We start from the raw sequence: 11,995 nt of genomic DNA, 5'->3' as shown, positions 1-11,995 counted from the left end.
AGCGAACTCGTCTTTTTTGGAAAGGGAGAAGCTTATACCAATCTTGGAGGTTCGGTTTTTTTTGGAAGCGTTTTTGCATTCTCCATGAACGAGACGAATGTTCTCCTTGTCTTGTTGGGATGAGATTGAATCTCATCGAAGAAAGAACTGCTTGGAGGTCCTACGGAAAGCCTTCAAATAGATTGCCGCTAAAGCCCAGCTCTCAAGTATGGTACCCAAGATCCAATTCACCTATTTAGAAGCCAAGAATGGAAGCACCGATTTCAAATAACTTACGTAGATTCGCAATATTTCTAAAAGTTTACTCCGCGATGATCTTCTTTAATTTATTATATGGGCCTCTAGTTAGGGCGACCGATTCAGGACTTGCTTGTCCAGATTGGCCACTTTGCTTCGGTAAGGTTTTTCCTGATTTCGACTTCAATATATTTATGGAAGTCAGTCACCGATACTATTCTATGATTTTAGGAATCCTTTTGGTCGGCGGAACCGTTTGGGCTGCAGTCTCGAAGGATTTGCGTAAACCGTTTCTGAAATATTTCGTTATCGCTGGCTTGCTGATTAGTTCACAGATTTATTTGGGTAGACTTACTGTTCTTCTGCTTCTCGATCCGCATTCAGTTAACTTGCACTTATTGAACGCCATTACTTTCTTTCTATGTATTCTTACTGCCAACTTGAAGGCAAAAGAATTTGTGAACGGCTCAGACCAACTCTCAGAAGGAAAATTCATAAGCACTCGAAATCTGATTCGAATCGATCAATTCGTATTAGTTTTTGGTGTCGCGTTGGTCTTTTTTCAGATCGTATTGGGAGGTCGCGTCAGTTCCCATTACGCCGGACTCGCGTGTTCCGATTTTCCGACCTGCAACGGAGAATGGTTTCCAAGTTCTGAATTTGAACCTAAAATAGGAATCCAAGTGCAACACAGATTAGGGGCGTATATCGTAGCAATCTACCTGATCGGTCTGAACGTCTATGGTTTGTTAAAACGATTTACCGAGCGACTGCGGAATTTGGTCAAAACGGCCATCGTGCTATTGACAGTCCAGTTTGCTTTAGGAATTCTTAATATATTCTTTCAGCTGCCTAAGCTGATTACTGCCGCTCACACCGGCGTCGCTGTGCTTATTTTAACAAGCCTTTACTCACTATGGATCTTGAGGGCTTCCGAACTTAGCAAACCGGAATCTGCAGTTTAAGAAAAATGAAACTTTTGTTATCCGACCTCAATCTCATGATAAAACCGAGAGTAACCTCACTCGTTTTGGTTACGGCAATTCCGGGACTTTATCTCGGCGCAGCTACTTCTCCCGATTTCCTTTTGGTATTTTTCACACTACTGGGAACGTTTCTGATGTCCTCTGCGTCCTTCGTGTTCAATCAGGTAATTGAAAAAGATAGAGATGCAAAAATGAAAAGAACTGCGAACCGACCGATTCCAACAGGAAGAATTAGCACAGCATCTGCTTTGACGGCCGGCTTCTTTATGACTGGAGCTGCATTCGGGATTCTTTGGTACTTTGCGAATCTTCTAGCTGCGCTCTGCGCTTTTATCGCTCTGATCGCATATGTGTTTTTGTACACAATTTTACTGAAGCCGCGAACCACGCAAAATATTGTGATCGGCGGGGTAGCAGGTTGTGTAGGACCTCTTATCGGCTATGCGGCGGTGAGTAATTCACTACCGATACAAGCCTGGATTTTGTTCTTAATGATTTTCTTATGGACTCCAGCGCACTTTTGGGCTTTGGCGATTTTTCTAAAAGAAGATTATAATGATGCGAACTTTCCCATGCTTCCCGTTGTAAAAGGAGTCAAGGAAACAGGTAGATCAATTTTTCTTTATACGATTTTATACGTAGCTTCCTGCATTGCTTTCTATTGGTACGAGCCTTCTATGGGAATGATTTACATTATTTCCGCCAGCTTATTGGGATTTGCAATGCTCTATCTATCCTACAGATTACTGATTCATCCAGAGCCGAAATTCGCTCGTGGCTTTTTCTTTTTCAGCATACTTCATCTCTTTTTAGTAAATATAATGATCTTGGTGGATCACGCAATTTCTTGACCTATTTCGGAATAAAACCTTAAGTTCCGAATCATTTGCCAAAACTTTATTCATAAACGATTTATTTGCGATTCAATCGGCCCTGTTTTTCAGGTCGAAACTTGTCCGAATCATTTTTGCCAGAGAATATATTCTTTTGCGGAACCTATCTTTGGGCCGGTACTGTCTTTCCGAGTTGACAGTCCGCCCTTGATCGCTAACTTTTTCACCCCGGAGGTAGGAAAGGTCATGAAAATTTCCCCCATTTTCCATTTGTCCCAAGAAATAATGAAATCATTTAAGAATGCTTTTTTCTCGCTCGCAACTACATCTCTGCTTTTAATTGCCTCTCCAAGTTTTGGCGATAACAAGACAGTCAATTTTGACTCCGAATTGTATGCGCAGCTTGTACGACAAAGTAACGTACAGTTCAAAAATCTGATTAAGTCTAAAACAGTTCTGCAAGACCACAATACTTGGAAAAAGTCGATCGACAAGGCGTTCAATCGACTTGCTGAATCTTCTGGCAACCCTCCTTTTCCAGCAGTTTATAAAATCGTAAAGGACCCTTCTTTCAACGCTTTCGCGATGGTGGGAGGACAATTCTGCATTCACTCCGGTGCCTTGGACTCTCTGGATCAAATCATTACAGAAAGAGAAGCGGACTCGAAAGGTAAAATGGATTACTATCGGGAGAGATATATTGCAGGCGTTTTATCTCACGAGCTCGCGCACTTTTATAACAAGCATGTCTTTCAAAGCGTGAAGAAATTCTTTGCATTAAAAGATGAGCCTGCAGGGAAAGCGTTTCTGGAAAATACTAAGTTCTCTCAAGAACAGGAATTAGACGCAGACCAGACTGGACTTTTTCTTTTAGATAAAGCGGGATACGGCGGGGATTACATGCTCGTCACTCTTCAAGCCTTGAATACGATCGAGCAATCTTACAAGGATGCAATCGCAGAAGCTAAAGCAGACAAAACTAGACCTGAACTGATCGGGTCAGTCTACTTTTCGAGTCACCCCTCTCCTAACGAGCGTTTATCGAGATTAAACACCGACAAGAAAGAGTTATATTCTTTCCTTGCGAAGATGGAAAAGTCCTTCGACGACATCCAATTCGGTAAAAACTTGGAACAGGCAAAATCGAATATTGAAGACGGGCTAAACCGTTATCCAAACAACACTTTCTTGAGCAAAGCCTTAGCTGTTTGTCTTCACAAAATTTGGATGTCCACTGCTTCCAACGAAGAGTTGAAACTGAAACCTGTGCTAGACATGCCTTCTTTTCGAGATGGGATGCTTTTTCCACAAGACAAGAAAAAGCGTGCAGTATTTAGAACCGTCCCAGGAAACGAAGCAGCCTACAACAAGGCACTCGAAAAATATAGGGAAGTTATTACAAAAACTGACGACCCTTATTTCTTGTCCAACTACGCGGTGTTACTCGGTTACTCTCCCGAAGAAAAGGATTTAGATGTAGCAGTAAGTCTTGCGAACCAGGCCTTCCAAGCGGAAGGTACGATTCCGCTAGCAAATAATCTCGGAGTCGTCCTGTATTGGACCAACCATCAGGCGGACGCGAGAGATCTGTTCAACCGACTTGCAACATCAGTAGATAACAAAGTCAGAAATCTTGCCTCTCAAAGCGGAAACAATCCACAAGTAGCTGCTTACTTGAAATCTATAGGAATGTCTACTGCTCAAAAGCAACAATTGGATCCAGATTATATTTATGAGAATTTCACTCCTATTTTGAATCTGGCTCTGGTGGAAACTTATGCCAATGACCCGAAGGCAAAAAACCTGGTAAGCTACTATTTTAACAGCTATGATTCCACTTCGGGTTGGGCGAAGGTCCTTTCCAAGTTGAACAGCCTCGATCTTCCTGCAGCAGAACCTACGAATACTGCAACTGTTCTCAAAGTAGGAGGAGTTGGACCCGGTGATAGACTAGAGGACTTGCTTAAAAACTGGGGAAAACCGAATCGGATTCAAACCGACAAATCCAGTGGAGTGGAATACTTCATTTACGATGAAAAGGAAACTTCTTTTATCATGAACATGGGACAAGTCGTTCAGGTAAATATTTACGGGAACCATAGTCCAGGAGTTGGAGCGGGAGTCACCGTTGGTGCCTCCAAGCCGGCAGCCGAAAAACTCTTAGGTTCTAAATTCAGGAAGCAAGGTCCGTTTCACGGGTATTACGAAAACGGAAATGCTTTCGTAAAATATAAAAAAGACAAAATTGATATGATGGTGATCCAGTAACTTCTTACGGGTTACAGCGGACTAGGCTACCATCCTTTCGTAGGAACACAAATGCTTCCCAGCCTTTCTGGGGAGCGTTTGCATGATAATCCAAGCTACATTCCTCTGAAGCTGGATGAAATGGATCTTTGGGGATGTTTTCTTCGGAGCACCAGGTTCTTTCCTTTTCTGAAGTGTAGTACCTCCAATCGCTAGGTACCAGCGGCGGAACCCCAGCGTCAAAAAATAGGTTCCGAGAAAGCTCCTTAGGCTGGTAGGGACTTCCACCTCCGTGAACTCCCACAAAAATATCCATTCTATCTCCACGAATGTATTCCGGAGAACCCGTATCATTCGCGCAGAAATACCCATCGTGCAACTTTCCATCTTCCATTCGGATTTTCTTTTTCGCTAATCCGGGAAAATAAAATAGAGTTCCGATTACTTTTGATTTATTGCAATTTTCTGGGGCAAGTCTTCCGAGCTTTTTGCATAAATCGCCAAAACTGATCGCGATCGTTCTATAAGGATATACTTGGTATTTATAGCCGGCTCCCCAACCCCACTCCAAATTATAGAGCTCATACCTTCCGTTTCCTGCAAAATGGTATTTCTTTCCGTCAGCTGCAACTCCGCTCCCTTCCCACTTGACTTGCTCCAGAAAATGAGCAGAGGCTCTTCCTATCTCCTTTCCCATGGGGGAAATTACACTCGTATCCTTTCCTGGATACGCCACTTCCAAAGCCAGATGATAGTAGGTCGGGTAATACCTATATAGCTGAAATTTGCGATATTCTTTGACTCTTTCTAGATCCTCCCTAGACAGCATGCTAGACAAGGACTTTGGAGAATGATCCAGGTTCGTATTCATAGGCCTGAAATCAGGCTGATAAGAGAGAAGTTTTAAGTTTAAGACCGGATACTTGCAGTGGCTATTCCCAATCGCAATTCGATGGTGCTCTTTGACCTCCGCATCCTCGGATGCCAAGTTCTGAATCGTTGCTGCTTCCCCATGGAACACTTTCCGGGAAGTTCCATTGTCGTTGATACAGTCGCAACCCTGGGGCGATCTTAGGCAGAGTATTTTGGCAAATCTCGGACTCTGGGCTTCTAAGATCTTAAAATTGGAAAAAAGGAAAAATAGGAGATAGAAAAATGTGAGTCTCCCGTCCCTACGAAAGGCAGGGAACGGGAGATTCCTCCATATTTGGAACGGCAAAATTAGAGATTGCCGTGGTCTTCTTGGGAATGGTCTCCCGACATTGAAGATCCTTGATTTGTACTAGTTTGCTCCATGCTGGATGTAGGAGGAGTCATACTTGCTACTACCGGTTTAGAGGCTGGTTTTTTAGCGGCAACTTTCTTCTTAGCTACCTTTTTCACCGCCTTCTTGACTACTTTCTTCTTAGCGACCTTCTTCTTTGCAACTTTGGATTTAGCTGCTTTCTTTTTCGGGGTCGCTTTCTTCTTTGCTTTCTTCTTAGCTACCATGAGAGATACTCCTTGTATCGTGTGGAAAATCTTACCGTAATTCCTTCGGAAATTTCCACTCCTATTGCCTTGTCCAAAAAGAGTAAAACCTTTTTTAGTTTTCGAAATGGAAAGCATTCAATTCTTCTTCGTATTTCTTTAATATGAAGAGCATGAAAAGGGTTAGAGTACACTTCGTAACCTTTCCAATAAGAATCACTTAGAAAGGAATTGTCCCGGGTTTCGGATCTTAATGCAACAATCTTCGAATAGTACATCCAATCTGATTTGAAAATAAATCAAAATTCATTTCGACCTTCAGATCAGAAGAATGTTACAAAACCTTTCCTTTAACTTTCGGAGATTCAAGAGAACTCTTTAAGAACTGTTCCAAGCCTTCAACCTTTGTACGAAAGAATCTAACCCGTACTCCGGGGAGATTGTCGAACCTCTATGTCGGAGGCCGTTTAGACTGGACTTCTATCCTTTTGGACTTAGAAAACAATGTTAAAAAACGTAACGCCCGTTCTGCAAAATCTTGTGCAAAGGGGCATGAGCTCGCATTTTATGAATAAAAAAGCCTTTCCCTCTCGAAAGCATATTTTATACAAGGTACTAAACGTAAAATTACTAGTCGTTGGTGTTTTTCATGAGAGAAATCAAGACCGTTACCGTTCTCGGTGCAAACGGAACAATGGGCGCCGGATCAGCGGCAATTGTGGCTGCATTCGGAAAGGCAAAAGTCCATATGCTAGCCCGGGACATAAACAAAGCGAAAGAAGGGATAGAGAAAGCTGTTGCATCGATTAAGACAGATACGATCCAGCCAAGATTGATTCCAGGTTCGTACGACCAAGACCTTGAAAAGGCAGTCTCCGAATCTGACTGGGTATTCGAACTTGTTGCAGAAAGCTATGAAGTAAAAGAGCCAATCAACAAGAGAATCGCTAAGGCTCGCAAACCCGGAACCATCGTTTCGACCGTATCTTCCGGATTGTCTATTGCCCGTTTGGCGGATGCCTTCGATGAAGACGGAAAGAAGCATTATTACGGCACTCACTTCTTTAACCCGCCGTACAAAATGATTCTTTGTGAACTCGTAACCCATAAGGGAAATGATAAGAAAGTTACAAAACAGTTAGGCGAATACCTGGAGAAAGTACTCGGTCGAGCAGTAGTTTATACGAACGACACGCCTGCATTTGCCGGAAACAGAATCGGATTCCAGCTCATCAATGAAGTCGCTCAAAAAGCTGAGGAATACTCTGATAAAGGCGGAATCGCTCTTTTGGATGCTATTATGAGCGGTTATACTGGTCGTGCGATGGCTCCTTTGGACACCGCAGATTTTGTGGGTCTAGACGTTCATAAGGCAATCGTGGATAATCTCTACGAAATGACCAAGGACGCGGCCCATTCTACCTTCAAACTCCCTGGATATTTCCAAAAATTGATCGATAAAGGTGATTTAGGGAGAAAATCCGGCCAAGGTCTCTACAAAATGACCAAATCTCCTGACGGGAAAAAGGAAAAGCTATATTACGATATCAAAAGCGATATCTATGTTCCGGTTCCAAAATTCGATATTCCGTTTATTAAAGATGCAAACCGTAGAATCAGCGAATCTGATTATATCGGTGCAATGAATATCGTAAAAGAAGCAAAAGGACTGGAAGCTGACCTAGCTCGTTACTTTATCGCGCGGTACGTAAGCTATTCTCTGTCTATAGTAGGAGAGGTGGTCGAGACCAAAGAAATGGCGGATCTTGCAATGGGCACAGGATTTAACTGGGCACCAGCGTCTGCTTTTGTGGATTTCTTGGGAGGTCCAAAAGAGGCAATCCAGCTCATCCAAAAGGCAAAATTGCCTGTTCCGGAAGTTTTGACAAAGGCAAAGAACGGAAAGCCTTTCTACGAATTGAAGGATAAGTTGGACGCACGTTCTCTTTTTAAAGGATAATAAGAGGAGGAATTATAGTATGAAGGATACTGTTTATATACTAGGTGGAGAACAAACCGATTTTCAAAGAAACTGGACCAAGGAAGGCAAAACCTTCATGTCTATGTTTCGCGAAGCGATCCAAGATGGATTGGAAAAAGTAGGTCTAACTCCTGACGAAATCAAAAAGCTGAACAAACAGAATCGTATCGGAGTATTCGTAGGAAACTTTGATGCAGAACAATATGCAACCCAAGGACACCTAGGAGCATTTCTTACTGAAGTGGATCCTTGTTTTTACGGTGTTCCTGGTGCAAGATATGAAGCTGCTTGTGCTTCCGGATCCGTTGCCTTGGATGCGGCTCAGACCAAACTGAGAGTCAAAGATTACGATGTAGCAATTGTTGTTGGATTAGAAATTATGAAAACGGTTTCTTCTTCGGTTGGTGGCGATTTCTTGGGAACCGCCGCGTATTACGAAAAAGAAGCTCGCGGGATTCAATTTCCATTTCCAAAATTATTTGGAAAACTTGCGGATGTTCTCCTAGAACGTTATAAGTTGGAAGAAAAAAGATTCATGGGAGCCCTCGCGGAAATTTCCAGAATCAATTACGCGAACGCAAAAAGAAATCCTAAGTCTCAAACCAGATCTTGGTTTATGAACAATGAACACGCAAATGCGAGAGGCGGGGCGTATAACATGTCCGTCGGAGGTAGACTTTGCATTACCGACTGTTCTCAGGTGACTGACGGAGCTGCACTCGTGGTTTTGGCGAACAAAAACTACGCGGAAGAGTTCGCGAAGAAACAAGGGAAAAAACTTTCTGCTTATCCTAAGATCAAAGGATGGGGACACAGAGTTGCACCAATTACCTTCGACGCCAAAGTTGCTGAATCAAAAGGCGACAAGTGGGTTCTACCTTGGACCCGCCAGGCAGTAAAAGACGCATATGACCGTGCGGAAATGAACACGAAAGATATCGACGTGTTCGAAACCCACGACTGTTTTACTTCCTCTGAGTATGCGGCTATTTCTGCGTTTGGTATTTCTCAACCAGGAAAAGAGCACGAAGCTATCGAGGATGGAGTAATCGATTTCAATGGAAAGAAACCGATTAACCCTTCCGGAGGATTAATCGGCGTGGGACATCCTGTAGGAGCATCTGGCGTGCGCATGATGCTGGACCTCTACAAACAAGTGACCGAAGATGCCGGAGATTACCAAGTCAAAGGTGCTAAAAACGGTTTGATGTTGAACATCGGAGGATCGGCAACGACTAACTACGTGTTCATCGTCGGTAAATAAATTAGAAAATATAAAAAAAGAATGGAAAGGCCCGGCTTCTACCGGGCTTTTTTATTTTCTAGCCCATCTTAAAATTTGGAGATAAAAATGGGATTACATAGCACTAGAGATTGGAACCGCTTTTTACTTAGATTCTTTATTGCATTCGGTTTTTGGGAAGTAATCTCTGTCCCACTTCGCAGTTTGCTCTTCTCCGCCTTTTATTACGATTCTTCTCTAAGAACCTTTTTTACTCCAGTTTCCGAAATCCAATGGATCGCACCGATTCTTTCTGATTTAGTTCAGGTTTTCTTTTTGGGAATTGTAGTAACTCTTGCCCGCTCCTCTTTTCAATTCGGAATCATTGGAGGAATCGTGACAGGGATATCCTTCTCTATTGCTGGCTTTATTGCTCCGGTCTTTGGAGCATTACAGTTTACTAAATCTTTACCGAATAAAATTCTCTGGGCCTGGGTTTTTTATCAATCCGCACTGACCTTAGTTGGAAGTTTGATCTATGCAATCCGCTCGGAGGACGAGTAGTTATCAACTTAGGAAGTTACAACGGTCGAGTAGCAGTTCTTAGTCTATAAGAATTGCATACTATACTAAAATCGGGTATTTAATCTATAGAGTGGTTTTCCAAATTAGAAATTAAATTCTCTTCTCTTTTCCGGAGTCAGGCTTCTAAGAAAATTTTCCTGCTCTTTCGATTCAATCGCCCTTTCCGATCTAGCCTGCCGCACGATCCGAATTGCTTCCTCTGACGGATAACCCAGTCTTCGGATCATGTACGCAGCTGCAATCGTACCCGAGCGGCCCAAACCTCCTACGCAATGTACGAGAACATTTTTGCCAGAATACAAATCGGAATCGATCTTATCCAACAGTCTTTCTAACCCTTCGGAATCCGGAACTCTCTGGTCCAAAATCGGTAAATGGTGAACTGTAAATCCTTCTTTTACGTAAGTTTGATGGAGCCCTTGTACTCCGTAATTTTCATATTCGTTTTCTGTTAACAAAGAAATAAGAGTGTGAACTTTCTCTTCCTTGATAGTAGCAATATCTTCTTGCAAGTTCCGATTTCTGTCTTTTCGCCCGGGCAATAAAGTCATTCCGAGTTTGCCGGTTCTATCTGCAAAATGTAGAAAATCGATTCGAAGTCGTTTCGATAACTGTATAGATAATTTTACTTTTTCGCAAAGTATTGAAGAAGTATAAAGAGCCCAAATTTTTTGGAAGGTGGAGGATTCGTCAAAGGATAATGTGTGAACCGAATATCTTAGCGTAGCAACATGCAATTGATAAGGATCCCTATCTAGACGAATTAATTTTGCATAAAAAGAACGAAGCTTTCGGATTGTGCGAAATGCTTTTCTAATTTTTGGGGACGAAAACAATTCCTCTGCTTCCCGATTCGGCGGGCTCGCTAAATCGACTGTGGAATACAATAGGTCGGTTAAAGCAAAAGCTTCGTTGTATTCTTCTTCCGTAATTTTCGTAAAAATATAAAGTATATCGCTTTCTAATTTGATCAAATCTCGCAGTACGTGACCACGATGAGTATGAAAGAAATCGATTAGCCAAACATTCTTTTGCGCATCCAGAATAATATTTCTTCCGTTTAGGTCTCCGTGCACGTACGAAACATAATGATTTGAAGATCCGTATTCGCGCAATTCCACCAAATCTTTTTCATAAAAATTGCATATATTAAAAACACTTTTGCCGGCAGGAAGCGTGAGCAATTCCCCATTTACCGATTTAGAGAGCAAACTTTCCACTCTCTTGCGAACACCGGGAGAATACTTGCTCTGAAAATCATAATATGTAAGCAGATCTAATTTTTCGAGTTCGGCCGCGTCGTATAACCGACCCAGCTGTTTTTCAAACACAGTTTCTAAAATTGGAAAGACCTCTGAATCGTTATCCGTTTTTTCGTACAAATCTTGGAAGACGATAGTCTTTTCGTCGAGCATCGCGGCGTATCTATATTTGATTCCGCCCCTATTTCCGATTTCTGCAAAGTCCACGATTCTTGGAGCATTATTCCCGAGTACTTCCTCTATTCTTTCGAAGGAAGTCCTTTCCTTGGCAATCGGATCCCGTTCTCCGATCTTAATCACGGTAGGGACCTGGGTATGACCGAGCGAATCTACACTTTTTGCTTTTAGAACTAAATTTCCCGAAAAGCCTCCGTCCAGGCAATGGAAGGAAACGCTTCTGCAATTTCTAAATAAATAATATAAGATTTTTCTATCCGAATCCTGCATCTGCACATCTGAATCGAACTCGATATGTAACGAATCCTGTCTCACGGAAAACCTATGAAACTCATTCGGAACATTTCCGGTCAAATACTCGCAAAAGGAGGACACAGAAGGATAAACTTCTACTCCGAGTAAACTTCTCAGTTGGTCTAGAGCAACATAGTGCATATGCCTAGAAGAACTTGCAGTCAGAGCTGTGCAAACACCGATCCGAAATTTAGGATATCTTGTCCTCAATTCGTACGCTAGGTATGTAACCTTTGCTTCAGTCCAGACTCCAATAATTCCTACATTTACAACTTGGTCCGCGGATCCTGATAAAATTTGCTCTAAGTCTGTCCGATGAAAATCGTTCAGACCGGAGGCATCCACAACGCTGAAATTTCTTTCGGAATGAGCTCCAAGATTTTGAAAAACGAATTCAGCACCTTTGGAATTTTTAATACAATGAGCACCAAATTGAGCCAAGTGCTCCGCTTGCTCCGGATCTTTCGAGTCATGCCAATCTCGAATATGAATAATTTCTAATTTTTCCGCTTTCTCTCGATAAGCCCAATCCATGAAGGACAGTAGGCTACCTTCCTGAGGATTTTCTCCCATCAGCCTAAGAGCTTCTCCGTATCCGATATGTAAAAGATTCGGAACCGGATCATACTTTTGAATCGGTTCTACAAAATCATTTTGAAGGCACTGAGTGATTAAAATTCCTTTTTGCATTCCGAAACAAT

The 11,995-nt window shown here is 42.4% G+C and carries 9 protein-coding genes; 6 read left to right on the top strand and 3 right to left on the bottom strand.

Annotated elements, in window-relative coordinates; all coding sequences use genetic code 11:
• The first annotated feature begins 248 nt into the window (after positions 1–248).
• The 3 genes from CH373_RS01600 (at position 249) to CH373_RS01590 (ending at position 4,324) form a co-directional block, all read left to right on the top strand.
• A complete protein-coding gene (locus CH373_RS01600; RefSeq protein WP_100712175.1) occupies positions 249–1,202 on the top strand; it encodes a COX15/CtaA family protein in 954 nt (317 codons plus the stop codon).
• A 5-nt stretch (positions 1,203–1,207) separates the two neighbouring features.
• Entirely contained in the window at positions 1,208–2,074 is an 867-nt protein-coding gene (gene cyoE / locus CH373_RS01595; protein ID WP_100712174.1) for a heme o synthase, read from the top strand.
• A gap of 264 nt (positions 2,075–2,338) precedes the next feature.
• Positions 2,339–4,324: a M48 family metalloprotease gene (locus tag CH373_RS01590; protein ID WP_423789750.1), complete on the top strand. Its 1,986-nt coding sequence runs from the start codon at positions 2,339–2,341 to the stop codon at positions 4,322–4,324.
• Positions 4,325–4,328: 4 nt separating this feature from the next.
• Here the strand turns inward: CH373_RS01590 and CH373_RS01585 are convergent, their stop codons facing one another.
• Positions 4,329–5,324, bottom strand: a complete 996-nt coding sequence (locus tag CH373_RS01585; RefSeq protein WP_243393206.1) for an RlpA-like double-psi beta-barrel domain-containing protein — start codon at positions 5,322–5,324, stop codon at positions 4,329–4,331.
• Positions 5,325–5,524: 200 nt separating this feature from the next.
• The gene (locus tag CH373_RS01580; protein WP_100712172.1) at positions 5,525–5,794 is read right to left on the bottom strand and encodes a hypothetical protein; all 270 of its coding nucleotides are present in this window, start codon (positions 5,792–5,794) and stop codon (positions 5,525–5,527) included.
• 628 nt (positions 5,795–6,422) lie between these two features.
• Here CH373_RS01580 and CH373_RS01570 point away from each other — a divergent pair.
• The 3 genes from CH373_RS01570 (at position 6,423) to CH373_RS01560 (ending at position 9,540) form a co-directional block, all read left to right on the top strand.
• Positions 6,423–7,733, top strand: a complete 1,311-nt coding sequence (locus tag CH373_RS01570) for a 3-hydroxyacyl-CoA dehydrogenase family protein (RefSeq protein ID WP_100712170.1) — start codon at positions 6,423–6,425, stop codon at positions 7,731–7,733.
• Between the two features lie 19 nt (positions 7,734–7,752).
• The gene (locus CH373_RS01565) at positions 7,753–9,018 is read left to right on the top strand and encodes an acetyl-CoA acetyltransferase (protein ID WP_100712169.1); all 1,266 of its coding nucleotides are present in this window, start codon (positions 7,753–7,755) and stop codon (positions 9,016–9,018) included.
• Between the two features lie 87 nt (positions 9,019–9,105).
• Entirely contained in the window at positions 9,106–9,540 is a 435-nt protein-coding gene (locus CH373_RS01560) for a hypothetical protein (RefSeq protein ID WP_100712168.1), read from the top strand.
• A 104-nt stretch (positions 9,541–9,644) separates the two neighbouring features.
• Here CH373_RS01560 and CH373_RS18550 read toward each other — a convergent pair whose 3' ends face one another.
• Positions 9,645–11,984, bottom strand: coding sequence for a phosphatase domain-containing putative toxin (locus tag CH373_RS18550; protein WP_125169847.1), 2,340 nt, complete (start codon positions 11,982–11,984; stop codon positions 9,645–9,647).
• Between the last annotated feature and the right edge of the window lie 11 nt (positions 11,985–11,995).

The organism is Leptospira perolatii (assembly GCF_002811875.1).
Classification (GTDB): Bacteria; Spirochaetota; Leptospiria; order Leptospirales; family Leptospiraceae; genus Leptospira_B; species Leptospira_B perolatii.
The sequence above is the reverse complement of the archived record's forward strand: the minus strand, read 5'-3'. Positions and strand labels throughout refer to the sequence as shown.